This is a genomic window from Pseudomonas tolaasii NCPPB 2192 (assembly GCF_002813445.1).
In the GTDB taxonomy this organism is placed as follows: Bacteria; Pseudomonadota; Gammaproteobacteria; order Pseudomonadales; family Pseudomonadaceae; genus Aquipseudomonas; species Aquipseudomonas tolaasii.
Genome location: NZ_PHHD01000001.1, coordinates 4,869,673 through 4,894,729 on the forward strand (window position 1 = coordinate 4,869,673; position 25,057 = coordinate 4,894,729).

At 59.8% G+C, this 25,057-nt stretch carries 32 protein-coding genes and 1 tRNA gene; 12 read left to right on the forward strand and 21 right to left on the reverse strand.

Annotation, left to right across the window (positions count from 1 at the left end; translation table 11 throughout):
• Window positions 1-16: 16 nt before the first annotated feature.
• Window positions 17-877 (forward strand): intradiol ring-cleavage dioxygenase, encoded by an 861-nt coding sequence (locus ATI14_RS22310; protein WP_016970895.1) that lies wholly within the window; start codon window positions 17-19, stop codon window positions 875-877.
• On the opposite strand, the gene ATI14_RS22315 is transcribed toward ATI14_RS22310, so the two are convergent.
• The 3 genes from ATI14_RS22315 to ATI14_RS22325 all read right to left on the reverse strand — a co-directional run bounded on the left by ATI14_RS22315 (window position 850) and on the right by ATI14_RS22325 (window position 3,274).
• Window positions 850-1,722 carry a LysR substrate-binding domain-containing protein gene (locus ATI14_RS22315; protein ID WP_016970894.1) on the reverse strand — a complete coding sequence of 291 codons (873 nt, stop codon included), beginning with the start codon at window positions 1,720-1,722 and terminating at the stop codon, window positions 850-852. The two genes, ATI14_RS22310 and ATI14_RS22315, sit on opposite strands and share 28 nt — an antisense overlap.
• 50 nt (window positions 1,723-1,772) lie before the next feature.
• Window positions 1,773-2,279: a lipocalin-like domain-containing protein gene (locus ATI14_RS22320; protein WP_016970893.1), complete on the reverse strand. Its 507-nt coding sequence runs from the start codon at window positions 2,277-2,279 to the stop codon at window positions 1,773-1,775.
• A gap of 104 nt (window positions 2,280-2,383) precedes the next feature.
• A complete protein-coding gene (locus ATI14_RS22325) occupies window positions 2,384-3,274 on the reverse strand; it encodes a LysR family transcriptional regulator (protein WP_231124363.1) in 891 nt (296 codons plus the stop codon).
• 116 nt (window positions 3,275-3,390) lie between these two features.
• Between ATI14_RS22325 and ATI14_RS22330 the strand changes: the two genes are divergently transcribed.
• The gene (locus ATI14_RS22330; RefSeq protein WP_016970891.1) at window positions 3,391-3,783 is read left to right on the forward strand and encodes a tautomerase family protein; all 393 of its coding nucleotides are present in this window, start codon (window positions 3,391-3,393) and stop codon (window positions 3,781-3,783) included.
• A gap of 47 nt (window positions 3,784-3,830) precedes the next feature.
• Here the strand turns inward: ATI14_RS22330 and ATI14_RS22335 are convergent, their stop codons facing one another.
• The 5 genes from ATI14_RS22335 to ATI14_RS22360 form a co-directional block, all read right to left on the reverse strand.
• Entirely contained in the window at window positions 3,831-4,436 is a 606-nt protein-coding gene (locus ATI14_RS22335; RefSeq protein ID WP_016970890.1) for a cysteine hydrolase family protein, read from the reverse strand.
• Between the two features lie 21 nt (window positions 4,437-4,457).
• Window positions 4,458-4,748 (reverse strand): DUF1330 domain-containing protein, encoded by a 291-nt coding sequence (locus tag ATI14_RS22340; protein ID WP_016970889.1) that lies wholly within the window; start codon window positions 4,746-4,748, stop codon window positions 4,458-4,460.
• Window position 4,749: 1 nt separating this feature from the next.
• A complete protein-coding gene (locus tag ATI14_RS22345) occupies window positions 4,750-5,745 on the reverse strand; it encodes an aldo/keto reductase (protein ID WP_016970888.1) in 996 nt (331 codons plus the stop codon).
• Window positions 5,746-5,773: 28 nt separating this feature from the next.
• Window positions 5,774-6,658 carry a fumarylacetoacetate hydrolase family protein gene (locus tag ATI14_RS22350; RefSeq protein ID WP_080520455.1) on the reverse strand — a complete coding sequence of 295 codons (885 nt, stop codon included), beginning with the start codon at window positions 6,656-6,658 and terminating at the stop codon, window positions 5,774-5,776.
• A 728-nt stretch (window positions 6,659-7,386) separates the two neighbouring features.
• Entirely contained in the window at window positions 7,387-7,785 is a 399-nt protein-coding gene (locus tag ATI14_RS22360; RefSeq protein ID WP_016970886.1) for a winged helix-turn-helix transcriptional regulator, read from the reverse strand.
• 97 nt (window positions 7,786-7,882) lie between these two features.
• Here ATI14_RS22360 and ATI14_RS22365 point away from each other — a divergent pair, with 97 nt between their 5' ends.
• The 3 genes from ATI14_RS22365 to ATI14_RS22375 all read left to right on the forward strand — a co-directional run bounded on the left by ATI14_RS22365 (window position 7,883) and on the right by ATI14_RS22375 (window position 9,833).
• On the forward strand, window positions 7,883-8,479 hold the full coding sequence (locus ATI14_RS22365) for an FMN-dependent NADH-azoreductase (RefSeq protein ID WP_016970885.1): 597 nt from the start codon (window positions 7,883-7,885) through the stop codon (window positions 8,477-8,479).
• Between the two features lie 37 nt (window positions 8,480-8,516).
• Window positions 8,517-8,927, forward strand: coding sequence for a DoxX family protein (locus tag ATI14_RS22370; protein ID WP_016970884.1), 411 nt, complete (start codon window positions 8,517-8,519; stop codon window positions 8,925-8,927).
• A gap of 114 nt (window positions 8,928-9,041) precedes the next feature.
• Entirely contained in the window at window positions 9,042-9,833 is a 792-nt protein-coding gene (locus ATI14_RS22375) for a pirin family protein (RefSeq protein ID WP_016970883.1), read from the forward strand.
• Between the two features lie 124 nt (window positions 9,834-9,957).
• Here ATI14_RS22375 and ATI14_RS22380 read toward each other — a convergent pair.
• Window positions 9,958-10,044, reverse strand: a tRNA-Leu gene (locus tag ATI14_RS22380).
• A 229-nt stretch (window positions 10,045-10,273) separates the two neighbouring features.
• Here ATI14_RS22380 and ATI14_RS22385 point away from each other — a divergent pair.
• Entirely contained in the window at window positions 10,274-10,639 is a 366-nt protein-coding gene (locus tag ATI14_RS22385) for a VOC family protein (RefSeq protein WP_016970882.1), read from the forward strand.
• A gap of 8 nt (window positions 10,640-10,647) precedes the next feature.
• Here ATI14_RS22385 and ATI14_RS22390 read toward each other — a convergent pair whose 3' ends face one another.
• Window positions 10,648-10,929 carry a hypothetical protein gene (locus ATI14_RS22390; RefSeq protein ID WP_017255126.1) on the reverse strand — a complete coding sequence of 94 codons (282 nt, stop codon included), beginning with the start codon at window positions 10,927-10,929 and terminating at the stop codon, window positions 10,648-10,650.
• Between the two features lie 184 nt (window positions 10,930-11,113).
• Between ATI14_RS22390 and ATI14_RS22395 the strand changes: the two genes are divergently transcribed.
• Window positions 11,114-11,572 carry a GFA family protein gene (locus tag ATI14_RS22395; RefSeq protein ID WP_016969786.1) on the forward strand — a complete coding sequence of 153 codons (459 nt, stop codon included), beginning with the start codon at window positions 11,114-11,116 and terminating at the stop codon, window positions 11,570-11,572.
• A gap of 2 nt (window positions 11,573-11,574) precedes the next feature.
• Here ATI14_RS22395 and ATI14_RS22400 read toward each other — a convergent pair whose 3' ends face one another.
• The gene (locus ATI14_RS22400; protein ID WP_016969785.1) at window positions 11,575-12,102 is read right to left on the reverse strand and encodes a DinB family protein; all 528 of its coding nucleotides are present in this window, start codon (window positions 12,100-12,102) and stop codon (window positions 11,575-11,577) included.
• A 124-nt stretch (window positions 12,103-12,226) separates the two neighbouring features.
• On the opposite strand from ATI14_RS22400, the gene ATI14_RS22405 reads away from it, so the two are divergent.
• Window positions 12,227-12,919, forward strand: a complete 693-nt coding sequence (locus tag ATI14_RS22405; protein ID WP_080520454.1) for a tellurite resistance TerB family protein — start codon at window positions 12,227-12,229, stop codon at window positions 12,917-12,919.
• Here ATI14_RS22405 and ATI14_RS22410 read toward each other — a convergent pair.
• The 8 genes from ATI14_RS22410 to ATI14_RS22445 all read right to left on the reverse strand — a co-directional run bounded on the left by ATI14_RS22410 (window position 12,916) and on the right by ATI14_RS22445 (window position 20,559).
• Window positions 12,916-13,737: a hypothetical protein gene (locus ATI14_RS22410; protein ID WP_016969783.1), complete on the reverse strand. Its 822-nt coding sequence runs from the start codon at window positions 13,735-13,737 to the stop codon at window positions 12,916-12,918. The two genes, ATI14_RS22405 and ATI14_RS22410, sit on opposite strands and share 4 nt — an antisense overlap.
• Window positions 13,738-13,755: 18 nt before the next feature.
• Window positions 13,756-14,103 (reverse strand): DUF2493 domain-containing protein, encoded by a 348-nt coding sequence (locus tag ATI14_RS22415; protein WP_031319580.1) that lies wholly within the window; start codon window positions 14,101-14,103, stop codon window positions 13,756-13,758.
• Between the two features lie 63 nt (window positions 14,104-14,166).
• Window positions 14,167-16,881 (reverse strand): magnesium-translocating P-type ATPase, encoded by a 2,715-nt coding sequence (gene mgtA, locus ATI14_RS22420; RefSeq protein ID WP_031319579.1) that lies wholly within the window; start codon window positions 16,879-16,881, stop codon window positions 14,167-14,169.
• A 235-nt stretch (window positions 16,882-17,116) separates the two neighbouring features.
• Window positions 17,117-17,410, reverse strand: coding sequence for a hypothetical protein (locus ATI14_RS22425; RefSeq protein ID WP_016969781.1), 294 nt, complete (start codon window positions 17,408-17,410; stop codon window positions 17,117-17,119).
• 320 nt (window positions 17,411-17,730) lie between these two features.
• The gene (locus tag ATI14_RS22430) at window positions 17,731-18,342 is read right to left on the reverse strand and encodes a LysE family transporter (RefSeq protein WP_016969780.1); all 612 of its coding nucleotides are present in this window, start codon (window positions 18,340-18,342) and stop codon (window positions 17,731-17,733) included.
• Window positions 18,343-18,415: 73 nt separating this feature from the next.
• Window positions 18,416-18,886, reverse strand: coding sequence for an arsenate reductase ArsC (locus tag ATI14_RS22435; protein WP_016969779.1), 471 nt, complete (start codon window positions 18,884-18,886; stop codon window positions 18,416-18,418).
• Between the two features lie 13 nt (window positions 18,887-18,899).
• The gene (locus tag ATI14_RS22440; protein ID WP_080520453.1) at window positions 18,900-20,183 is read right to left on the reverse strand and encodes an arsenic transporter; all 1,284 of its coding nucleotides are present in this window, start codon (window positions 20,181-20,183) and stop codon (window positions 18,900-18,902) included.
• Window positions 20,184-20,202: 19 nt separating this feature from the next.
• On the reverse strand, window positions 20,203-20,559 hold the full coding sequence (locus tag ATI14_RS22445; protein WP_016969777.1) for a metalloregulator ArsR/SmtB family transcription factor: 357 nt from the start codon (window positions 20,557-20,559) through the stop codon (window positions 20,203-20,205).
• Between the two features lie 177 nt (window positions 20,560-20,736).
• On the opposite strand from ATI14_RS22445, the gene ATI14_RS22450 reads away from it, so the two are divergent.
• From ATI14_RS22450 to ATI14_RS22465, 4 genes are all read left to right on the forward strand, one after another.
• Window positions 20,737-20,952 (forward strand): hypothetical protein, encoded by a 216-nt coding sequence (locus ATI14_RS22450; protein ID WP_016969776.1) that lies wholly within the window; start codon window positions 20,737-20,739, stop codon window positions 20,950-20,952.
• A gap of 71 nt (window positions 20,953-21,023) precedes the next feature.
• Window positions 21,024-21,719 (forward strand): AzlC family ABC transporter permease, encoded by a 696-nt coding sequence (locus tag ATI14_RS22455; RefSeq protein WP_016969775.1) that lies wholly within the window; start codon window positions 21,024-21,026, stop codon window positions 21,717-21,719.
• On the forward strand, window positions 21,716-22,027 hold the full coding sequence (locus ATI14_RS22460) for an AzlD domain-containing protein (protein WP_016969774.1): 312 nt from the start codon (window positions 21,716-21,718) through the stop codon (window positions 22,025-22,027). The genes ATI14_RS22455 and ATI14_RS22460 overlap by 4 nt, the downstream gene beginning before the upstream one ends.
• Before the next feature lie 172 nt (window positions 22,028-22,199).
• The gene (locus ATI14_RS22465; protein WP_016969773.1) at window positions 22,200-22,553 is read left to right on the forward strand and encodes a hypothetical protein; all 354 of its coding nucleotides are present in this window, start codon (window positions 22,200-22,202) and stop codon (window positions 22,551-22,553) included.
• Window positions 22,554-22,859: 306 nt separating this feature from the next.
• Here the strand turns inward: ATI14_RS22465 and ATI14_RS22475 are convergent, their stop codons facing one another.
• Window positions 22,860-23,897, reverse strand: a complete 1,038-nt coding sequence (locus tag ATI14_RS22475) for a DNA topoisomerase IB (RefSeq protein WP_016969772.1) — start codon at window positions 23,895-23,897, stop codon at window positions 22,860-22,862.
• Window positions 23,898-23,974: 77 nt separating this feature from the next.
• Window positions 23,975-25,054, reverse strand: coding sequence for a molybdenum ABC transporter ATP-binding protein (modC, locus tag ATI14_RS22480; RefSeq protein WP_016969771.1), 1,080 nt, complete (start codon window positions 25,052-25,054; stop codon window positions 23,975-23,977).
• Window positions 25,055-25,057: the final 3 nt, after the last annotated feature.

Sequence of the window (25,057 nt, forward strand, 5' to 3'; positions counted from 1 at the left end):
TGTCAGAGCGCAGCCCATGAACCCTGTCGAATCATTGATCACCGAAAAGGCGCTCAACAGCTTTGAAGCCACACCAGACCCGCGCTTCAAGCAGATCATGCACAGCCTGGTGCGCCACCTGCACGCGTTTGCCAGTGAGGTCGAATTGACCGAGCAGGAGTGGTTTGAAGGTATTCGTTTCCTGACCGACACCGGGCACATGTGCGACGGGTTTGTGCGCCAGGAATTCATTTTGCTGTCGGATACGCTCGGCCTGTCAATGCTGGTGGACGCGATCAACCACCGGCAGGTGCCGAGCGCCACCGAGACCACGGTGTTTGGCCCGTTTTACATCGACGGCATGCCGGACCGGGCTTACGGCGAAAACATGGCGCTGACGCCGGGGGAGGCCACATTGATTCATGGGCGTGTGCTCGACACGGATGGCAAACCCTTGGCCGGCGTACTGCTGGATGTGTGGCAGACCGCCGGAAACGGCATGTATTCGGGTCAGGATGTGGAGCAGCCGTCGGGCAACCTGCGCGGGCGTTATCGCACCGATGCCAATGGCGATTTTGCGATGCGCACGATTTTGCCGGTGTGCTACCCGATACCTACCGACGGGCCGGTGGGGCGCATGCTGGACGCAGCCAACCGTCATTCCTGGCGGCCTGGGCATGTGCATTTCATTCTGGAGTTGCCAGGCTACCGCAAACTGGTGACCCACCTGTTTACTCAGGATGACCCTTACCTCGATTCCGATGCCGTGTTCGGCGTCAAAGAGTCATTGCAGGTGGCGTATGAGGACTGTTCGACCCACGATGCGGTGTCCGAGCGGGTCGGTATGCCACTGCCGTTCAAGCGCGCGTATTACGAATTTGTGCTGGAAAGTGAATGACGGGTTTGCAGCAGCACTTCCTTCAGGCACTGCGCCGCGGGCGTCAGCGTGCGGCCTGCGCTGCTGAGAAACACATGCACGGGCGGTAGCGGCGCCAGCCCTTCACTCAGGGCGATCGCGCCGGAGCCGGCCGGGGCACTCACGGGCGTGCGCACGGTGATGCCCAGCCCTGCGTTGACCGCCGCCCAGAGCCCGGACACATTCGGCGTGGTAAAGGCGATTTCCCAGGGAATGCCGGCCTCATCCAGCGCATTGATGGCGGCCGTACGGAAGAAGCACGGCGCCTCCAGTAGTGCCAGCTGCACCGGTTCGCCAGGCTTGAACGTGTCGCCGGGGCGGCCGATCCAGGCCATGGGCAGTGTCGCCAGTATTTGCGCCTCGACGTTCACCTTGCCGCTGAGCAATACGGTCAGGTCGAGCTGGCCTTTTTCCAGGCGCTCGGCGAGCGCGGCATTGCGGTCGACCATGGCTTCAATGCGGATATTGGGATAGGTGCGCTTGAACTGTTCCAGCACCACGGGCAGCCAGGTGTGGGCGAAGTCTGCGGAAAAGCCGAAACGCACCACGCCATTGACCTTGATACCGCCAAGCACGGCCACGGCTTCGTCGTTGAGTTCAATCATGCGTTGTGCGTAGGTCAGCAAAATTTCCCCGGCTTCAGTCAACACCCGGCCGCGCCCCTGTTTGCGAAACAGCGGTTGGCCGATGCGTTGCTCGAGCTTCTGGATTTGCTGGGTGACGGCAGACTGCGAGCGCCCGACCTTATCGGCGGCACGGCTCATGGCACCCAAATGTTCGGCAGCAATCAGGGTGCGGAGTACGGTGAGGTCAAGATCGATCGGCATGGTGTTTTCCGGGGAGTAACCGCCGAGTCCCTGGCGGTGTGGGCGCAGGATCAGTGGGTGCGCACGTAGGCGATTTCGCCGTAAACGCCGGGGCCGCCGATGGACGGATGCGGCACGGTGAAGGTCGCGCGTTCACTGTCTACAGTGTAGGGCCAGGTCAGGTTGGCGCCTTCCCAATTGGAGTAGGTGGCGTGTTCCACATGCATCGTGATGGTGTGGTCCTTCTCGTTGATGGTGTAGGTGCCGAAGTGGCATTGGGTGCCGACGACGGTGGCGCGGTATTCCTCGGGCGTGCCTTTGCTCTTGTCATTCGCTGCAAATTTGGGGCGGACCTTGCTCATGATTTGCAGGGAATAGTGGCCGGTGGCGTCGAAGTTCAGTGTGCCTTGCGGGTCATCGCCGTAGAGGTGGAGGCGGCTGCCGTCCGGGTTGACGTTGTCCGACGCGGTGAGCGTCCAGGTGCCCAGCAGTTGTCTATTGTCGGTAGCCGCGTGTGCGGGTAACGCCAGGGGCAACAGGCAAACCAGCAGCCCCGTCATTTTGTGTGCAGCGCTCATGTCTTGCTCCAGTTCATGGTTGATTGCGGAGCCTGAGCCTAGCAACGGCGTCACCGGCGGACTAACGGATAGTACGAACGTGAGGCTTTAGAAAAAGTGAAGCATCAGCGCAAACCGTCGGTCATGCTCGCCGCGAGCAGTTCATTGGCCAGGCGCAGGTTGCCCGGTTGGCGTGAGTGCGTCAGCCATACGCCCATTTTCAGCTGGAAGTCGCTGATGCTGACGATGGCCAGGTCTTCTGCGTGCGTGATGCCTGGCAGCAGTTTGGCGGGTATCAGCCCCAGGCCCATGCCCGCCGCCACCATGCGCATCTGCACCGACGCCCCATGGGTGTCCACCGCCAGTTTCAGTGGGTGCCCCTGGCCGCCCATCGCGGCTTCCAGCGCCGCGCGATAACCGCAACCCTTGGGGTTCAGCACCCACTCACAGGCCGCCAGCCGGCTGATCGCGATGGGTGCGCTGACCAGCGGGTGGCGTTTGCTCTGTACCACCAGAATGTCGAGGGTCGTGATCAGTTCGGAGGCGAGGGTAACGGACGGGCTGGTGGCCGCCGGCAGCATCAGCGTGGCGGCATCGAGCTCGCCCAGCAGCATGCGTCGCTCCAGTTCGGAGCTCCAGTCAGTGACGATTTGCAATTCCAGGCCGGGCAATTGCGCACGCATGCGTGTCACCACGTCAAACACCACCGCGTCGGCAACAATTTGGGTGAGCCCCACGCGAAACCGGCCGCTGGGCAGGGCGTCCTGCCTGGGAATGTTCAACAGGTGCTCGGCGTCCTTGAGCAATTCCACGGCTTTTTCATAAATACGCTGGCCCAGGGCATTGGGTAAAGGCGGCCGCGTGCTGCGGTCAAACAGCGCTTCACCGAGGGTTTCTTCCAGGTGCTGAATGCGCCGCGACACCGCGGACTGAGTCAGGCACAGGGTATCGGCGGCCTTGGTCAGCGAGGCGCTTTCAACGACGGTGACAAACGCCTTCAAGTCTTGAAATAGCATGCGCATTACTCATCATTATTTAGAAAATTATGCGCTTGATGAATCTTTGCGTCGAGACTAGCGTTACATCACCGGCCGCCGCGTGGATTGGCCACTGACCCTCCAAGGATTTCACCATGCCTTTAGTTCGAATCGATCTTTCTGCCGACACCTCGGTTGAAACCGCCGCCGCCATCGGCGACGTGGTGTACAACGCGATGACCGCCGTGGCCAATGTGCCGGAGCACGACAAATTCCAGATCATCAACCGCCATGCCAAGGACGAGTTGGTGTACCCGGCGGCGGGTTATCTGGGTGTCTCCTACACGCCGAAAATCGTATTCATTCAGGTGACCTGGAACGCCGGGCGCAGCATCGAGGTGAAAAAGGCGTTCTACAAATTCATCGCCGACGGCATTCACGCCAAGACCGGACTGCGCAAGGAAGATGTGTGGATCAGCCTGGTGGACGTGAAACGCGAAGACTGGTCGTTCGGTAACGGTGAAATGCAGTACGCGCCCACCGAGTGACACACCTTGCGAGAAAAGGGGCGACTCATGACTGAGTCGCCCCTTTTTTATTTTGCGTTCAAGGCTTCAAGGAACTGTGTGTGTTTCAGCGTTTGGGAGAACATCGGCAGCGTGAAGTTTTCAGCGGCGTGTTGCTGTTCATCGCTGAACGTAGCCGTGCAATCGGTGAGGGTCACCACGTCGTAGCCTTTTTCATAGCCTGAGCGCACCGTGCCTTCGACGCAGCAGTTGGTCAAAAAGCCTGCCACCACGAGGTTCTGGATGCCGTTGTTGCGCAGCACCAGGTCCAGGCCGGTGCTGGCGAACGCGTCGAGCCCGCGCTTGCCTTCGATCACGATGTCGCCGGGGCCACGGGGCAGGGCGTCAGTGATCGCCGCGCCCCAGGAGCCGGCGCGAAATGCGCCAGCGTCGGCCACGCCCTTGAGAATGCCGTAGGAGCGGGTGGTCAGTTCGGGGTAGCCGTCGGCGAAGTGGATCGGCATATGAATGATGGTCACGCCGAGTGCGCGTGCCTGTTCCAGAGTGGCAGCGGTGTTGGCGAGCATGTTGGAGCTTGTCATCACGTCCTTGACGGCATCATGGAACACGCCGCCTTCGGTGGTGAAGTCATTCTGGTATTCGATCAAGACAATCGCAGTGTTGTGCGCGTGCATGGTAGCTCTCCTAAACGTGGGTTATGCAGGGCTGCTTTCAACCAGGGCGACGCGGTAGGTCGCACCTTTGAAGCGATGTGCGGCGGCGGCCTGATACGCCGGGCTGTCGTACCAGGCACGGGCGGCTGCTGGGGTGGGAAACTCCAGGATCACCATGCCTTCTGCCTGCGCACCTTCCAGCGCGAATGGCGCGCCCTTGGCCAGCAGCTTGACGGGGTGGCCGGCAAAGGAGTCGCCCACCTGGCTCTGGTAGCGATCCAGCTCCGCCTGGTCGTGGGTGTGTTCCTTGGTAAACACGATAAACGTCGGCATATCAGTGGCTGTCCGGGGTGGGCGCGTTGGCGGCGATAAAGCCCTGGGCTTTCATGGCCTGCCAGAACGCTGGAGGAATAATAGCCTTGATTGCCTGGGTGTCTTCGGTAATGCGCGAAGGCCTGCTGGCGCCGGGAATGACGGCAGCCACCAGCGGGTTGGCCAGCGAAAATTGCAGGGCGGCGGCCTTGATGTCGACGTGATGCAATTGGGCGAGGGCGTGGATTTTCGCAACCTTGTCGAGCATCGCGGCGGAGGCCGGTTGGTACTCGAAATGTTTACCACCCACCAGCACGCCTGAGCTGTACGGGCCGCCGGCAACAAACTCGGCGCCCTGGGCCTGGGCTTTGCTGAACAGGCGTTGCAGCGGCTGCTCATGATCCAGCAGTGTGTGACGACCGGCGAGCAGGAAACCATCCGGCTGAAACTCTTCCAGATCCAGCAACAGCTCGCAGGGTTCGACCCGGTTCACGCCCAGGCCCCACGCCTTGATCACACCTTCTTCCTTCAGGCGAGTCAGCGCCTTGAATGCGCCTTTGCGGGCAACGGCGAAGTGGTCGATCCACTCGTCGCCGTGGGTATCCTGGGCCACGTCGTGCACAAACACGATGTCCAGGCGGTCGGTGCCCAGGCGCTGCAGGCTGCTTTCGATGGAGCGCAAGGTGGCGTCGGCGGAGTAGTCGCTGAGCATCTTGTTCGGGTTGCCCTGACTGAACGGACCCGAGCCCGGTGCAGTGTGGAGTTCATCGGACACCAGGCGCCCCACCTTGGTGGACAGCGTGTAGGCGTCCCGAGGGTGGTGAGCCAGGGCTTTGCCCAGCCGGGTCTCGGACAAACCGGCGCCATACAGGGGGGCAGTGTCAAAGAAACGAATGCCCTGGTCCCACGCGGCGGCAACGGTGGCAGCGGCTTCATCCTCGTCGAGGGTGCGAAACATGTTGCCCAACGGCGCGGTACCGAAGCCCAGTTGGCCGATAATATTGTCTTTCAAGCTCATTGCGTTTTCTCCGTTATGAAAGGGATGGTTAGTGCTGGGCAACCCGGTTTTCCAGGGTGCCGAGGCCTTCGATGCGGATGCGCACGCTGTCGCCGGCCTGCAGGAAACGCGGCGGGGTGAAGCCGATGCCGACGCCGACCGGCGTGCCGGTGCTGATGACATCCCCTGGTTTGAGCTCGATGCCTGCCGACAGGCATTCGATCAGCGCCGGGATGTCGAAAATCAGGTCTTTCACATTGGCTTGCTGGCGCAGCGCGCCATTCACCCAGCATTCAATCGTGGCGTCGTGAGGGTTGAATTCATCGGCGCTGACTGCCCACGGCCCCATCGGGCAGAACCCGTCGAGGGATTTGCCGAGGAACCACTGGCGGTGGTCTTTCTGCAGGTCACGGGCGGTCATGTCGTTGATGATGGTGTAGCCCCACACGTGAGCGTAGGCGTCTTCGCGGGAAATGCCCCGGCCACCTTTGCCGATGATCACGCCCAGTTCCGCTTCATAGTCCAACTGGCGGGTAACGTTGGCGTGCAACGGAATCAGCGCCTGATGGCCGATCACGGTTTGCGGGGTTTTGGTGAAGATCACCGGGAATTCCGGGGCGATTTCCCCGTTTTTGGCACTGTGATCAAAGCCTGATTTGCTGAATTCAGCGGCATGGGCATGGTAGTTCTTGCCCACGCAAAAGATATTTCGTACAGGCGACAGCGGCGCGAGGATCGTCGCGCCTTCAAGGGACGTGCCGTGACCCTGTGCGGCGAGCCCGGCCTTGAGTTCATCCCAGCGGGCAATGAGTTGTTCCAGGCTGCCGGAAAACGGCGTGACCAGATCCCTCAATGGCCAGTATTGCTGTTTATCCGCGTCGACAAGCACGGGCAACGATTCGCCGTCGGCATTCAAAATTTGGGTGAATTTCATTGCAAAACCTCGACATGGATCAGGCAACAAGGGAATCGCCTGGAGGAGGTTGAACATACATGATTGGAAACATCTATAAAATAGAGTTTAGTTGAAATCTATTAACGCCTGACTGAAGTAAAACTGAAGTATCCGCCTGTGCGCAGGACCTGGCTGAGCTACGCTAGCTCAGGGCCAATCTATTGTTGGAGAGACATGGACAAGCGACTTGCAGGACTGTCATTTTTGCTGACGCTGGGCTGGGTAACTGCCGTCGCGTTTGTGATGTGGTTTTTCGCAAAGACATGAGGTTGACTACTCGTCCGCCGAGAACTCCGAGCCGTCTGGGCCCATGAGGAAATGGACGGGGTCCATCCCTGGGCATTTAATTGCGAAGCAAAGTCAGCAGGTCCGCGTAACCGTGTCCGCATGCGTGGCAGGCATTCCGTGCGGGAAGCCCGCGTAGATTTTGAGCGTACTGTTTTGCAGCCGGTAGCCAGAAAGAACAGCATTTGCGCGTCTGCTCCAAAATGCAGCCAAATCGACAAATGGTTACAGGTGAAGAAGGTCGAGCAGAGCATTCTTTTCATCAACTTGCCGCGACACCGTCACGGCCAGCCACAGTACTGATCACACCACTTGAATACCGTCCACGCCCCTGAGCTGAGAGGGGCGAATGCACGTCGGACCGCGTTTGCGGGCTCTCAGGTTCAAGCGTTTCAACGGGCCGACATGCAGGGCTATGTTGGTCAAAGCGGCGCGCTATCCTCGCCATCCTCTTGAGCATCGAACTCAGCTCTCGCGGTATCGATGTCGGAAATGTGCTGGTGCGCCCAACTGCCCAGTGCGATGACAGGCACCGTAAGTGATTGCCCAAGCGGGGTGAGTTCGTATTTCACATGGGGCGGCATCACTGCAATTACCGTTCTCTTGATCAGCCCATCGCGCTCCAGACCTCGCAGGCAAAGTGTGAGCATTCGTTGTGAAATACCCTCAATAGCCCGTTTGATTTCGCTGAATCGCCGAGGCTCTGCTGCCAGAAACATAATGATTAAAACACTCCATTTTTCACCTATGCGAGCAAGCACCTGGCTGACCTTTTGGCAGTCCGAAGGCTCCAGTTTTTGGATGTGAGTAGTTACTTTCATTGCACCTTGGTTCCCTTTATGTGCCTTATTGTAGGCATCTCAAGTGATAGTTACATTGTTAACTCAGGGTCACAACTTTATACCGGGGGGACCTGCAATGAAACTTCTCCACATAGATTCGAGCATTCTGAAAGAACAATCGGCCAGCCGCCAATTAACAGTGGCCATCGCCAAGCATTTGATACACATAACAACAGGTATTGAGGCCATTCATTATGACCTCTGTGCTGAGCCAATCGGCCACTTGTCCGCCGCTGAATTTCTAGCTTTTAAGGGCGTCGAGCCCGGCGACGCTGCTGCACAACGGGAAGTTGCGCGGAACACCCAGTTGCTCTGCGATTTCCTGGCAGCAGATGTAATTATCGTTGGCGCGCCGATGTACAACTTCTCTCTGCCTTCACAGCTTAAAGCGTGGCTGGATCGAATTGCAGTCGCCGGCAAGACCTTTCATTACACCGAGAACGGAGTTGAAGGGCTGGCGAGGGGCAAGCGGGTGATCGTGGCCTCTACGCGCGGCGGTTTCTATAACAACGGGGCACTTGACCACCAGGAAACCTATCTTCGAGGCTTCTTTGCTTTTTTGGGTATCGCCGACATCACCTTCATCAGGGCAGAAGGTTTGGCATTTGGGCCGGACAAACGCAACGCGGCAATCGAATCCGCTGTGGCGCAAATCGAGAAGTTGGTCGCTTGACCCAACGGACTGTTCAAATATTCAGGAGAAATATGACATGAGCAAATACTCTTCGGTCAATCCGGCTGCACTGTCCAAAACTGAAAAAGTTCTTTATTGGGCGTTATGCATTTTTACGTCAATCGCATTTTTTACCGCGGGTCTCGCAAAATTTGCCGGGGTCCCGTCAACGGTATTGGTATTTGAGCAGATTGGTATGGGTCAATGGTTTCGCATTTTGACTGCCCTGATCGAAATTGGCGGAGCTTTCGCGCTATTGGTGCCGGTATCTGCCGGGGTGGGCGGTTTGTTACTTGCCACGACGATGCTATTTGCAACTTTGGCCCATTTATTCGTCATTGACGGCAGCCCTGTTCCCGCCATTGTACTGTTCGCCATGTCGGCAACCATTGGCTGGCTACACCGTAACCACTTCGTTACGTTGTTTATCCGCTTAAGCCGAATCTAACTAGAGGATAAATGTATGACTACTATTCCATCTCTCTCAGGATTTCGCGGTATTACACATCGCACACACGGGGTAAGACATGGCCCAATCACCCGCCTGATGAGCCCTGCTGACTTGGGTGAAATCGTCAAACCATTCGTGTTTCTCGATCTGTTCGACGCAAAGCAGCCAGCTATACGAAAAATGGGCGATATGCCCATCCATCCTCATTCGGGGCTGGCTACCGTAACGGTGTTGACCGAGGGGCGCATGCGTTATGACGCTCCTGGAGCAGGCGTGGGCACGCTCACCTACGGAGGGGTCGAATGGTTGCGTGCGGGGGGCGGGGTCTGGCATGGAAAAGAACTTACGGTTGATAACGTCCCGCATATACAAGGCTTTCAGCTGTGGCTAGCGTTGCCGGCAGACCTTGAAAATGGTGAGCCCGTCTCGTGCTATATCGAATCAACAGACATGCTGCAGAAGGGCCCGGCACATGTGATTGTCGGCAATCATGAGTGCACACAAAGCCCCGTTCCAGCTCCGGCAGGTGTCAACTACCTGCTTGTCACATTGCGTGCCGGGGAGCGCTGGACATACCAACCTCCGGCCGGCCATACCGTCGGGTGGCTCGCACTCGCGACGGGTGAGCTTGATGCTGGCGTCGTCATCGGAGCGGGGGAAATGGTCATATTCGAGAGCGGCGAACAACCTATTACGCTCGAAGCCGGCCGCGAGGGAGAAGCAGTATTTGTGCTCGGGTCAGCCGTGCCGCATCCCTATTCGCTGCACTTGGGTTATTACTCGGTTCACACGTCTGCGAAAGCCCTTGAAGCCGGAGAGAGTCGTATCGCGCAGTTGGGTGAAAAGCTAAAGGAAGCGGGAGATCGGCGCACGGCTACCGGCACTGTTCCGGTATTTCGTTGATGGGTACATCAACTAAGGCTCAAGCCGCGTAAGCGCCAAGCCAATTGTGGCGCAAGCTTTAAAATTGCGGAGTGAAAGCATAAAGGGCTTGCATGAAGTTCATCATGCAAGCCCTTTATATAGATGGTGCCCGAAGCCGGAATCGAACCGGCACGCCCTTACGAGCGGGGGATTTTAAGTCCCATGCGTCTACCAGTTTCGCCATTCGGGCGGTAGCGCGGTGCAGCAGGGTTGGGAATATATAGACCCAGGCGCCGGGATGCAAGGTTAAAGCCTGGGTTTCTCACGCCAGCTGCGCGCCTAAAAAGCTTGTCAGATCAGTGATCTACACAGCAAACCTGGCGCGACCGTGAGGTTGTCCCCCTTTGTAAAACGCTCCTGTCAGAAACTGACACCCCTCGGGATTAGAGTGGGTTTTCACTTTCCGACCAGGACTCTTTATGAAATTCGCCTCCGTTCGCCTCGTCACCCAACAGTTTGAGCAACTCGTGCAGTTCTACAAAAACCTTTCCGGCATAGAGCCGCGACAGCTTGCGCCGGGCTTCGCCGAGCTTCACTTCGAGGGCGTCGTGTTAGCGATCAGTGATGAGGCACTGATTCGTCTGTATAACAACGGCTTGGCCGTTGCGGCCAGTAACCGTTCGGCGATTCTGGAGTTTCAAGTGCCGGAAGTTGAGGCTGTGTTGCGGCGGTTCAGCAGCGCGGAGGTGGTGATGCCCGTGACGAAAATGCCGTGGGGCAATACGTCCGCGCTGCTGAGCGATCCCGATGGGAACCTGGTTAATCTGTTTTCAAAGCCTGAATAAGACGGCCATCAAACAAAGGGCTGCCCGCTGAAGCCGCGTGGCAAGCGCTGCAGGCCGGGCAGGTCGGTCAGGCGCTGCGTCCACGCGCTGCGCCAATCGGCGGCGGTGTGGGTCTTGGCCTTGCGCGCAGCACGGCGGGCGGCGTTACGCTGCGTGCGGCGGGCTTCTTTATAGGCTTCGGTGTTGCGGCAGGTACGGCATTTGACCCGGTTCAGCTCGGTGCTGGAGGTGAGGTTCTTGCCGTGGTGGCCGCAGGCCAAATGCCCGGCGACCTTGAAGTGAGTGACCATGTAAGCGTCTCCTTCTTATGGGAATACGCGCACCCCGCCGGCAGGCGAGTCGCGCGAGCAGGGCGGGGCTGTCAACCCCGACGCCTTACGGTTGTGACCCCACACAGGTCGCAGCGTTCGGTTTTATTCTCGAGGGGGTTCACGTTAACCTGTGGCACGAACAATCATAAAAAAGGAATGAATGATGAGCGTCGAAAACCAGGTGCTGGAAGGCAGTTGCCGGTGTAACCGGGTGCGTTTCAGCGTCAGCTTGCCTCCTGTGATTACCATGGCATGCCATTGCAGCGGCTGCCGGAAAATGACGTCCAGCGCGTTCTCCCTCAGTGCGTTGATTCCTGCCAGTGGTTTTACCGTCATCCAGGGCTGCCCGGTCATCGGCGGATTGCACGGCGTGGATCGCCATTATTGCTGCCCGCATTGCATGAGCTGGCTGTTTACCCGCCCCCATGGCATCGATGAGTTCGTCAACGTGCGCGCCGCGTTGCTGGACAACGCCCAGAGCTACACACCGTTCATGGAAACCTGGACCCGCGAGAAACTGCCCTGGGCAACGACACCGGCGGTTGAAAGCTTTGAGCAGTTGCCTCAGCCTCAGGACTTCCCGCGCCTGATGCAGGCCTACGCCGAGTTCAGCGCGCGCTGAATTCAGTCAATCAGCGCCAGCAAGTCGGTATCGCCCACGTCCACGCCCGCCTGGGTCAGCAGTGTCGTGGCCTGGCCGCGGTGGTGGGTCTGGTGGTTGAAAAAATGCACCAGCAGGCCAAAGAAGGGTTTGTCGTGCGCGACGCCGCGCATGTTCTGATAGTGCAGGCGATGGTCGAGGTCTGATTCGCGCAGGCTTTGAGCCCAGTCGATGATGAGCTGATCCAGCCAGGTGCGGCGCAGGGACAGTTCACGGATGTCGTTGAATGCCAGCCGTTTGAGGTCTGTCGGCGTCTCGATGGCGCTCAGCGGCCTCAGCGCCTCAAAGCCTGCCGGGTGCATGGCAAAACGCTTGAGCCATACGGTGTCGCCCAGCGTCAGGTGATTCAGCGTACCGAGGATCGAGCCGAAAAACGCCTGCCGATCTTCCACCAGTTGCGCATCCGTCAGCCTGCCGGCGGCGTCGTAGACCTTGCAGTTCATCCATTGGTTGTAGCGTGCCAGCAATACCACGTGTTCGATGCGGTTCACCTGTTTTCTCCCTCAAAGGCGCAATGCCGCCATCATAAGGCGCGCCCGCCCGGCGGTCATGGTGTTCCCGTGGCGGCGGGCTATGGTTGTTTAACGCCAATACTGCGCCCAGGAGGGTGACACCATGAACACCAGCGATCTACTCGAACAATTGCTGCGCGCCGGCCAGCAAGGCGGCGGCGCGGCGGGCGGTGGCCTGGGCGGCCTGTTGGGCGGCTTACTGAAAGGCACCGGCACCGGCAATGCTTCGGCCGGTGGTGGGCTGGGAGGGTTGTTGGGTGGCCTGGGCGGTTTGCTCGGGGGGGCACCTGCCGGCGGCACACAACAACGGCCTTCGGGCGGGATGAACTATGCAGCACTGGCCTCGCTGGGCATGGCCGCCTTTCAGGCGTACCAGGCCTGGCAACGCCAGCAAGCCAGTGCGCCGCAGCAGGCGATTCAAACGGTTGACCAGTTGGACGGCCCGGAAGCCGAGGCCCACAGTCATGGCGTGTTGCGCGCATTAATCGCTGCCGCGAAGGCCGACGGCAAGATCGATGAGCAAGAACAACGCATGATCAGCGCGGAAATCAGCCGTCACACCGATGACCCCCGGTTACAACAATGGCTCGACGCCGAAGTCGCCAAACCCCTGAATGCCGCGGATTTTGCCGAATACGCCGGTGACCCGGCGCTGGCGTCGGAAATCTACCTGGCAAGCGTGATGCTGGTGAATGACCAGCAAGGCGCCGAGCGCGATTACCTGGATGAGCTGGCGGCGCAGTTGCAGATCGACCCGCAGCTGCAACTGCACCTGGAACAGCAAGCCAAGGCCTAGAAGCGCACGGTCGCGCCGGTGGTCAGCCACTGATTGCGATCGCCGGTCAGGCTCTGTCCGGCCACCACATCCACATCAATCAGTTTGCCCAAATGGAAGCGCGGCCCGGCTTGCCACGCCTGTTCGCCACCCTTCTGACCGTAGCGCTCACCGATCAGCGTGAGCGCGTCCATCAGCTGATACTCGAACCCCGTGCCCCACGTCAGGCGGTGGTTTTGCTCGCCGCCGTTGTAGGCGTGGGTCCAGCCACCGTTGAGGTTCAGGCGCAGCGCCTGCATCGGTTGCCAGGTCAGCGGAATATTCAGGTCGGCGCCATCGAACGCATGGTGGCGGTCGAGTGCGAAATGGCTGGTGCCCGACACGGCCAATTGCAGCCCCAGGTCTTCCCGTGCCCACACCTGCGCCTTCACTTGCGGGCTGACCTGGGTTTCGGCATTTCCTGCGTTGCTGGCCCGCGACAGCGCCGCGCTCCATTGCACCGAAGGCAATGCGCTAAACGTGCACGCCGGGTTGAGTGTCTCGTTATGAAGGTTGCCCTGATGCCGGTTAGCGGTGTACCAGGCGTCCACGTTGCACTCGCCCGGATCATTCACCGCGCCATCGTCGACCGTATAGGCACCGCCCGCCGCATACACCTTGGAGAACACTGCGACGAGCAAAATAAAGCCCAAAGTCAGGCCGATAAAGATCAGGTTGCGTTGCAATGCCCGGCGTTTGGCCGGCGGCAACAGCAACAAGGTGTGGCGAGCGCCGCGATAGTGACGCGCGCGGTATTTGGCAAACCCGTCCTGACGGTGTGGGGTGTGTTTTTTGTGCATGATGCACCTCGCTTGAATTCAGCTTTCTACGGTCAGCACCGAAATGCCGCCGGCTTTGGCCTGGCAGACCAGCTCGGACGTGTCGTCACCACCGGGCAGGGCGATGACCACATCGGGGCGGCTGTCGGTCAACATGAAATGGTTGCGCTGGCGTTCCGCCTGCTTGCCGTGGCGTTGCCAGTTGGGCGGGTAGCGCACCACGTCGATGCTCATTTCCCGCGCCCATTCCTCGATGTCGCTGCCCAGGAACTGGTTGCCGCCGTGAATCAATACCTGCACCGGGCGCAGGCGGTGGTAAGCGTCCAGCACTTGGCGGGACTTTTTGGTGTCGGCGTAATGACGACCTGCACAGATCAGCACGCGCATGGGTCAAATCCTTGTAGTGCACGGTGACGGCCGGGCGGCCGCCACCGTTTGAACGGCGGGAGATCAGTACCACTGCTTGAAGCGGCGGATGTAGATCGTCTTCATCAGTTGGGCCACGCAGCAGTAGCTGAGCAGGGTGCCCACCAGCCAAGGGAAGTACGCCAGCGGCAGCGGTTGCAGGCCCACCAGGGTGCCCAGCGGCGAGAACGGCACGTAGATCCCCAGTGCGATCACGATGCAGGTCATCATCAACACCGGCCAGGCGGCGGTGCTCTGGAAGAACGGGATCTTGCGGGTGCGCAACATGTGCACCACCAGGGTTTGCGAGAGCAGGCCCTCGATAAACCAGCCGGACTGGAACAGGGTCTGCATTTCCACGCTGTTGGCGCTGAACACGTACCACATGAGCGCAAAGGTGGTGATGTCGAAGATCGACGACGTCGGCCCGATCCAGATCATGAAGCGCCCGATGTTTTTGGCGTCCCATTTGCGCGGCTTGGCCAGGTATTCCTTGTCCATCTTGTCCCATGGCAGGGCGAGCTGGGAGATGTCGTACATCAGGTTTTGCAACAGCAGGTGGATCGACAGCATCGGCAGGAACGGAATGAACGCACTCGCCACCAGCACCGAGAACACGTTGCCGAAGTTGGAGCTGGCGGTCATGTTCAGGTACTTCATGATGTTGCCGAAGGTTTCGCGGCCCTTGAGCACGCCTTCTTCCAGCACCATCAGGCTTTTTTCCAGCAGGATGATGTCAGCCGATTCCTTGGCAATGTCGGTGGCGGTGTCCACCGAGATGCCCACGTCGGCATCCCGCAGCGCCGGCGCATCGTTGATGCCGTCACCCAGGAAACCCACGGTGTGGCCGTTAGCTTGCAGCGCTTTGAGCACACGGGATTTCTGCAGCGGCGTCAGCTTGGCGAACACGGTGCGTTCTTCCACGCGGCGCAGCAGGGTGGCGTCGTCCATCGCTTCGATTTCCACGCCCAACAGCGGCGTGCCCGGCTCCAGGCCGACCTGGCGGCAGATCTTGCTGGTGACTACGGCGTTGTCGCCGGTCAGCACTTTGACCGCTACGCCAATCTGTTGCAGCGCGGCAATCGCCGGGCCCGCGGTTTCCTTTGGCGGGTCCAGGAACGTCAGGAAGCCCTGGATCACCAGGTTGCGCTCATCAGCGGTGGTGTACTGCTGACGGGCCAGTGCTTTGGGGATGTTGCGCGTGGCGACCACCAGCACACGGAAGCCGTCCTCGTTGTAGTCGTTGGCCAGGGCCAGCAACTCGTCACGGCGGCGGTCATCCAGCGGCACCGCTTCGCCGGCTTCCATCATGTGCGTGGAAATGCTCAGCATCTCTTCCACAGCACCCTTGCACACCAGCAATTGGTCGCCGGCGGCGTCCTTGACCACTATCGACAGGCGACGGCGTACAAAGTCGAAGGGCAGCTCATCGACCTTGCTGTAGGCAAACGGCACCTGGAACTTCGGATTTTGCTCCGAGAACTGCACCACCGCCTGGTCCATCAGGTTTTTCATGCCGCTCTGGTGGTAGCTGTTCAGCCACGCCAGGGACAGCACCGCGTCATCCCGCTGGCCGAGCGCGTTGACGTGGTGTTCGAGGATGATCTTGTCCTGGGTCAGGGTGCCCGTCTTGTCGGTGCACAGCACGTCCATCGAACCGAAGTTCTGGATCGCGTTGAGGCGCTTGACCACCACTTTGCGCTTGGCCATGGCGGTGGCGCCCTTGGCCAGGTTGGCGCTGACGATCATCGGCAGCATTTCCGGGGTCAAGCCTACGGCAACCGCCAGGGCAAACAGGAAGGCATCGCCCCAGTCGCCTTTGGAGAAACCGTTGAGCAGAAACACGATCGGCACCATCACCAGCATGAAGCGGATCAGCAGCCAGCTGACGCTGTTCACCCCACGGTCGAAGGCGGTTTGCACCCGTGAGCCGACGATCGCCTTGGCCAGCGAGCCGAAATAGGTGCGCGGCCCGGTGGCCACCACCACGGCTTTGGCCCGGCCGCTGACCACGTTGGTGCCCATGAAGCAGATGTTGGGCAGATCGAGCAGGTTGCCCTGGTCGGCGGCCATGGAAGACGCCGACTTCTGCGTCACATCGCCAAGGGTGTCGTACTTTTCCACCGGCAAGGCTTCGCCGGTCAGCACGGCCTGGCTGATAAACAGGTCGCGGGACTCGATGAGGCGGATATCGGCCGGGATCATGTCACCCGCCGAGAGCTGCACGATGTCGCCGGCCACCAGCTCGCGCATCGGCACTTCGCGCAGCGTCGGCTGGCCGCCGACTTGCTCACGGCGCAGCACGGTGGCGGTAGTGCGCACCATGGCTTTCAAGGCCTCGGCGGATTTGGCCGAGCGGTGTTCCTGCCAAAAGCGCAGCAGGCTGCTGAGCAGGACCATGGTCATGATGATGATGACTTTGGTCGGGTCAGCGTCTTCGCCGGCCTGCATCGGCAGCCAGCAGTCGGTCACGAAACTGATGCCGCCCAGCGTCAGTAGCACATAGATGAAGGGGTTGTTCAGTGCCTGCAGGAACTGGACGATGGCGTGAGGCGGCTTGTCATGGGCCACCTCGTTGTAACCTTCGCGGGCCAGGCGCGCCGAAGCGTCCAGTTCGGTCAGGCCGTCCTGGGTGGCGCGCACGTTGGCGAGAGTGGCCGACAGGCCGTTCTGGGCTTCGCGGGCGGCACGCATCGACAGTTTGGTGTCGGTGTCGGTGCCATTTTTGTTGTGCAGTGGCGTGTTTTTTACGGCGCTCATTGTCTGTACTCCTGTCGCCAATTCTCGACAAAACATACCCGTTACTTACCTGAATACAGGCGAGCGAAAGCATGCCGAGCCGCGGACTTCGCGATCGGTTTAAATAAGGTATTTCTATAACTTTTACAGCGCCCGCTACTGGCGTGTTAATTAACTGGCGCGCAGCGGGCTACGACTGGACTTGTTCATAAAGAACTCCAGGGTATTGATAGGAAAGTTGCTGTTTCCAGCGGGTTTAAGCGGCCCGAGCGTTCACGTACAAGGCGAACATCAGGCTGGCTTGAGCCAGCATGGAAACGTTCGGTCTCTGCGGGTCTTGAGGGTCGGCGTGGTCCCAGTGTTGCAGCAGTTGGCCGCTGTCGGGGCAGACACGCCAGTGCGCCAGCGGGGGAGCCGGGCGCACGGGGAGGGAGGGTGCAGCAAAGGCCGAGCGGGTAGGGGAAAAGCCTACGGGCTCGCGGCACAGCTTGGCGCGCAAGGCTGCGGCGAGCGTGCGAATATCAGGCAAAACAATCAGTTGAAAGGTCATAACACACCTCGGGACCGGACAGGCATCCGGCGAGGCAGTTACGGTGGAGCATCGAGCTCTAGCGCAGCTTACCGGACCGGGGAGGCGAGTCCTGTCATATTCTGGGTTTGGCGCCCGATGCCCGCAAACGCGGTGCTCGGACAGCGACTAGATACTGTGTCCATTGGCTTCTTTTGTGAGGTTTAAAAAAGGCCCCAGTTGCGGGCACGGGCAATCTACTCAGACCGTTACAAAATGTCAACGCATGATTAATTAAAAACGCCGGTGTTCAGAGTTCATTCAGACAAGCTGCATGAATTAGTTGTCGGCGATATATAACTTCATATCCCCTGAGCGGCCAGAACAGCAAGATATAACAATACCAACCCACAGGCGCCATAGCTGATGCGCTGCCAGACGGGGGAAGCGTTCTTGCGCAATAGATTGACCAATGCTGCGATCAGGAAACAGGACAACACCGACGCCAGCATGAAGCCCGCAAAAAACATCAGGGTTTGCCCGTGGCTGGGCGTGGCGCCAACGATGCCGGACAAAGCACTGCCCAGTGCGCCCCAATAGACGATGTTCTTCGGGTTGGCCAGGGAGATCGCGGCACCGACCGCCAATGCGTTTTGACCGGTGCCTGCAGGCGCACTGTTGGCCTCGGGCAAATGCCATGCATCAATCAGGCTGCGTACGCCCAGCCAGGCCAGGTACACGGCGCACACGATGGTCAGCGGTACGCGCACCGTATCGTGCTGGATCAGCAGGGCGATACCGGTCAGGCCAATGATGGCCCAGACCGCATCGCCCACCAACGAGCCAAACTGCACCAGCAACGCGGGCGTAAAACCGTGGAGCAGGCCTCGGCGCAGAGTCTCGGCCAGCACCGCGCCAGGCGAGAGGCAAAATACAAAACCGAAAACCAGTGCGTAGAAAAAAATCGTCAACATGCCCGCGTCCCTTCGAGAAAGGGCACGAGCATACGCTGGCCGGGGTGTGCAGATCGAGTGTTGATTACCCGCTTTATAACAACGCGATGCGGTCGAGTTCGGCCTTCAAGCCGGCAGTGTCGAGACGGGCGAAAGGCAGCGCAAAAAACGCCTGGCAGCGGGTGGCAATGATGCCCAGTGTCGCATTGAAGGCCTCCCTGATGCTGGCATCGTCCCCCGTTATCTCCGACGGGTCTTCCAGCCCCCAATGCGCCTTCGTGGCCGGCCCGAAATAGACGGGGCATGCTTCGCCGGCGGCCTTGTCGCACACCGTGATCACCACATCCGGCGGGCTGCCTTCAAATGCCTCGTTGCCTTTGCTGTACAACCCCTCGGTGCTGATGCCCGCGGCCTGCAACGTGCTCAGGCTGCGGGGCAACACGTGCCCCTTGGGGAAGCTGCCGGAACTGATCGCCTCGAAACCCGGCGGCGCGAGGTGGTTGAACACCGCTTCGGACAAGATGCTGCGGCAACTGTTGGCGGTACACATGAACAGGACTTTCATGGCGCGAACTCCTTCAAAAGCTCAGGCGCAGGGCGAGGGCGGCGAGGGTGATCAACAGCACCGGCAAGGTCAGCACGATGCCGACCTTGAAGTAGTAACCCCAGGTGATGGTGATGCCTTTGCGCGCCAGAATATGCAGCCACAGCAACGTAGCCAGGCTGCCGATGGGGGTGATTTTCGGGCCCAGGTCGCTGCCGATCACGTTGGCGTAAATCATGGCGTCCTTGATCACGCCCACCGCATGGCTTGACTCGATGGACAATGCGCCAATCAACACGGTCGGCAGGTTGTTCATCGCCGAAGAGAGCAGCGCCGTCAGCACGCCGGTGCCCATCGCCGCGCCCCACACGCCATAGGAGGCAAAGGTGTCGAGCCAGGTGGCGAGATAATTCGTCAGCCCGGCATTGCGCAAGCCGTAGACCACCAAGTACATCCCGAGGGAAAACACCACGATCTGCCACGGCGCTTCCTTGAGAACCTTGCGTGTGGAGATCTTGTGACCCTTGGCGGCGATCACCAACAGCAGTACCGCACACACGGCGGAAATGGCGCTGATGGGGATGCCCAACGGTTCCAGGGCGAAACAACCCACCAGCAAAATGCCCAGTACCCACCAGCCGGCGCGAAAGGTCGCACAATCGTGGACGGCGCTGGCCGGGTCTTCGAGGTCGGCGGGGTCGTAGGTGTGCGGAATATCGCGGCGGAAAAACCACAACAGCACCGCGAGCGTTGCCGCCACGCTGACCAGGTTCACGGGGACCATGACGGCGGCGTATTCGTTGAAACCGATCTTGAAGTAGTCCGCCGAGACAATATTGACCAGGTTCGACACCACCAGCGGCAAGCTCGCGGTGTCCGCGATAAACCCCGCTCCCATCACGAACGCCAGGGTGGCGGCAGGGGAAAAGCGCAAGGCCAGCAGCATCGACATCACAATCGGGGTGAGGATCAACGCTGCGCCATCGTTGGCGAACAGCGCCGAGACCAGCGCGCCGAGCAGCACCATATAGGCAAACAACTGCCGGCCGCGTCCACGACCCCAGCGCGCGACGTGCAGCGCCGTCCAGGCGAAGAACCCCGCTTCATCGAGCAGCAGGCTGATGATGATCAGCGCGACGAAGGTGCCGGTGGCGTTCCAGATGATGTGCCACACCACGGGAATGTCCGTGAAGCTGATCACACCACACGCCAAAGCCAATATGGCGCCCAGCGTGGCGCTCCAGCCCACGCCGAGCCCCTTGGGCTGCCAGATGACCAGTACGATGGTGACGATAAAAATGGCGATTGCGACAAGCATGAATAAACGCTCCGATGGCTCAGCAGCAGGTGCTGGCCCGTTGTGGTCTGTCGCCCATTGCATCAAGACGTTGTGCGTCGCTGTGCAACCATGGCTGGTTGGCTTGCAGGGTGGTTTCCAGCACTTGAGTGACCCAAGCGGGCAGCGCCGGATTGAGGCGGTAGTAGATCCATTGACCCTGACGACGGTCCAGCAGCAGCCCGCAACTGCGCAATTGCGCCAGGTGCCGGGAAATTTTGGGCTGACTGTCGTCCAGAGCATGGATCAGTTCGCACACGCAAAGTTCGCCTTCGCGCAGAATCAGAAGTGTCAACCGAGCGCGAGTGGCATCGGCCAGGCATTTGAAGAGGGTGGGCGGGGAGAAAAGGTCTGACATAGCCGAGGTCTTGAAATATATTGAAATCCGAATATACGGATATGCATATATGTAGGTCAAATCCTGAATTCGGTTGATCTGGATCAAACCTCGGCAAATCCGCCACAAGTGTTTGAAATTAAAATGAAACATGAATGTCCTAAAGTGCCCGCCATCAGTGATATAGGAAGTAACCGCGTGACCCGTGCCACTCGCAACCTGCGCAAGACCCTCGATTCCGTCGCGGACAACAACGAAACCGCTGCGTTTGATCTCATGCGCGCTGTCGAAAAGCTCGGCGATGAGGTGTTGCGCCAACGCCTGCTCAATACCATTCACCGGCTGAACCAGGACGCCTACGAACTGCGCGAAGCCCGTGATGCGGTGGAGCAGGTGTCGGTCAAGCTCGCCTGAGCACGATCGTTCAAGACAACCCCCGTGTGACGCTGGCATGCTTGTCGACTGTTTGTCGATGAGCCGTCTCCATGTCTACATCTGTCCCTTATCAAGCCTTCGCTCGCGGCGCGATTGCCGTTATTCCATTATCCCTGGCCTGCGCGCCGTGGGGGCTGCTCGCCGGCTCCATGGCCATCGATGCGCAATTCAGCCCGCTGGAGGCCCAGGGTTTGTCCGCCATCGTGTTTGCCGGCGCTGCGCAATTGGTGGCCATCGGCATGGTCAAAAGCGGCGCAAGCCTGATTTCTATTGTGTTGACCACGTTGCTGCTGACTTCCCAGCATTTGCTGTACGGCATGCACATGCGCCCAACCTTGTCCTCGCTGAATGCGCGCTGGCGCATCAGCCTGGGCTTTTTGCTGACCGACGAATTCTTTGCACTGGTCAATCATTACGATCGCGAGACCTTTAACCGCTGGTACGCCCTGGGCGTGGGTCTGACGTTTTATATCGCCTGGAACCTGTTCACCCTGGCCGGCATCGTACTTGGCAAAAGCATCCCCGGGCTTGATCAGTTGGGGCTGGAATTCTCCATCGCCGCTACCTTTATTGCCTTGATCACCCCCGTCGTGCGTGATGTGCCCACGGTGGTGTGCGTGGCCGTGTCCTTGCTGTTCTCGGTGTGGCTGAGTTACCTGCACTGGGAATCGGCGGTGGTGGTGTCGGGCGTGTTGGGCATGAGCGCAGGTTATGCCTGCAAACGGTTGGGAGTGGGCCAGCAATGATCTTCATCATGATTGTGACCATGGGCCTGGTGGTGTTTTTCAACCGCTATCTGTTTATCGAACCGCGCCTGCCGGTGCGCCTGAACCGTGGCGCACGGGAGTTTCTGGGCTTTGCGGTGCCGGGCATGCTCACGGCGATTTGCGGGCCAATTATCTTCCTTGCCGAGCACAAGCTGAACCTGAGCCCGGCCAACCCTTACCTGCTGGCGGGGATCTGCGCAGTCGCCTTGATGTTTTGGACACGCAGTGTGTTGATCACCGTGCTGCTGAGCATGGCGCTGTTTTATCTGTTTCGCTGGTGGCTGTGATGCGCAGGCGAAAAAAAGCCCGCGGGAGAGCGGGCAGAAGGGAGACTTCTTAAAAATGAGCTTGTCGACTATAGGCGCCAGGGTCTGCCGTCACAGTGAAAGAAAGTTCATGCATGCGTCAGCCGGTGCCTCAGCGGTGGTAAAGTCGCGTTTTTTCCAAGGAAGTAATGGCATGCGGAAGGTCGTCATTGGCGCGTTGGTCCTGGCAGTTCTGAGCGGCTGTGCGGGCTCGAAGATGAAAGAGGCGCGCACAGGCACGCCCTACAAAACCCTCGCCTCGGACAAGGCCCCGCTGTTGGTTGCCCAGTGCATCCAGTTCGGCTGGCAGGACGAAACCGTGTTTGGCGTTGATGCCGGCGGCTTCAAGGAGCCGCTCGAAGGCAGTGGTTTCACGGTGTACACCACGGGCGGCGACTACTTTGCCGACGTGCGCAGTACGGGCGCCGGTTCCACCGTCAAATACTACGCTCACGAAGACAACCTGCCGGCCAAGCGTCGCCAGGCGGCGCTGGCGACCTGCCTGTAGGCCTCTGCTTGGGTCATATTCGGAAACGCCCGGCACGACAGCCGCCGGGCATTGGCTTATCATTCTTCCGCTCGCTCGACGTGATGGCTCTTTACCAGTACACGGACGTCGAGGCCGAATCGTCGGGCGGGCATCCTCCCTAACTCCCCACACGACTTCAGCTGGCATTGTGGCGAGGGAGCTTGCTCACGCTGGGCTGCGTAGCGGCCCCACGATCCTGGGAGCGCTTCGCACTCCAGCGGGAGCAAGCTCCCTCGCCACAGGTACTGCGCTCACCCTTGACTAGTGATTCAGACGCGGGAAGGGCTAACTTGCCTTGGCGCTCTTCGGCAAATCGGCGGCCAGTTGTTCGAGAAACATGGCCAGGGCAACTTCTTCGGCTTTCAAGCCTTTGCGCACCCGGGGCTTGGGCAGTTTGGACAGCTCACCAAGGCTGAAATGCTCCAGTACCGCCGGATGGATGTAGCACTTGCGACACACCGCCGGGGTGTTGCCCAACTGCTTGGCCACATCCTTGACCATCGCCACCACATGGCGCTTGGCATCCGATTCCGGCTGCCACTCCAGCTCGCGCAATACGGCGAGGGCCATCGCGGTACCGGCCCACGTACGGTAATCCTTGGCAGTAAAGTCGGCGCCGGTAAGGCTGTGCAGGTAGGCGTTCACGTCCGAGGAGGTGACGGTGTGCCGCTCGCCGTCCTCGTCCAGGTACTGAAACAGGTCTTGCCCCGGCAATTCCAGGCAACGCTTGACCACGGTGGCCAGGCGTCGGTCCTTGACGCTGACCTGATGCTCCACGCCACTTTTACCTCGGAACTGGAATTTGATTTCACTGCCTTTGATATCGACATGCCGCGTGCGCAGGGTGGTCAGCCCGTAGGATTTGTTCTCACGGGCGTACTGGGAATTGCCCACGCGAATCAACGTGGCGTCCAGCAGCATCACCACGGTGGCCAGCACCTTTTCGCGGGTAAAACCGGGTTCGGCCATCTGCACCTCCAGTTTTTTGCGTAGCTTGGGCAACGCATTGCCGAACGCCTGCAAGCGCGCGTATTTATCCGTGTCACGCACTTCGCGCCAGCGCGGGTGGTAGCGGTATTGCTTGCGGCCCCGGGCGTCAAAGCCGGTGGCTTGCAGATGGCCGTGGGCATCCGCGCAAATCCATACGTCGGTGTAGGCGGGCGGGACCGCGAGCGCATTCAGCCGCGTGACTTCATCGGCATCGGTAATGCGCTTGCCCTGGGTGTCGAAGTATTGGAACTTGCCGCGCAACAGTTTGCGGCTGATGCCGGGCCGGGTGTCGTCTACATAGTGCAGGTCGCGGGGCAGCGCAGAGTCAGGCATGGGGCGAATTCCTTGGCAACAAATCAAGCCGGTATGTCTGATTGACCGCAGCGGTGTGCGGTCGTGCCAAAAGGTTTCTATGCCAGCACGGCCACCGCCTTGATCTGCGCCCACAGCGTCTGGCCGGGGTGCAGTTGCAACTGGTCGCGGGAGAAGCGGGTGATGCGTGCCAGCAATGGCGTGCCGCCAGCGTCCAGGCGCACCAGCACATGAGCGTTGTTTTCCGCCGACATTTCTTCAGTGACCATCACCGGCAACCGATTGAGGATGCTGCTGTGTTCTTCGGCTTGCAGGCTGAGGCTCACATCCCTCGCCTGAATTTTCACACGCAATTGTTTGCCGAGCGCCAGCGGAGCATGGGCCACACGAATCTGCAACGGGCAGCCCGGCAGTTGAAGGGTGAGCAATTGATAGTGCTCGTCATAAGCGCTGACGCTGCCATTGATCACCACACCGGCGTCGTCACCCCGCGCCATGGGCAGGTCGAGCCGCGCCAGGGTTTCGCCGACAGGGCCGCTGGCCAGTGCCTTGCCATCGCTGAGCAACACGATGTGATCGGCCAGCCGCGCCACTTCATCCTGGGCGTGGCTGACGTACAGCACCGGGATATCCAGTTCATCGTGCAGGCGTTCAAGGTACGGCAGGATTTCGCTTTTGCGCTGGCTGTCCAGTGCCGCCAGCGGCTCGTCCATCAGCAACAGTTTCGGGCTGGTGAGCAGTGCGCGGGCGATGCCGATACGCTGGCGCTCGCCACCGGACAAATGCTGCGGGTGGCGCTCCAGCAGATGGCCGATACCCAGCAACTCGGTGGCCTGGGCCATGTCCACGCGCCGTTGTTGCCGTGGAATGCGCTTGAGGCCGAACTCCAAATTGGCACGCACCGACAGATGGGGAAACAGGCTCGCTTCCTGGAATACGTAACCCAGCGCGCGTTTGTGCGGTGGCATAAACAGCTCGTTGCGGCTGTCTTGCCAGACCTCGTCGTTGATCCGGATAAACCCGTCCGGGGCGTGTTCCAACCCGGCGATGCAACGCAGGCAGGTGGTTTTGCCCGAGCCGGAGTGCCCGTACAACGCCGTCACGCCACGGCCGGGGAGCTGCAGGTCGACATCCAGCGCAAAGCCGGAATAGTTAAGGTGCAGGCGTACATCAATCATCGC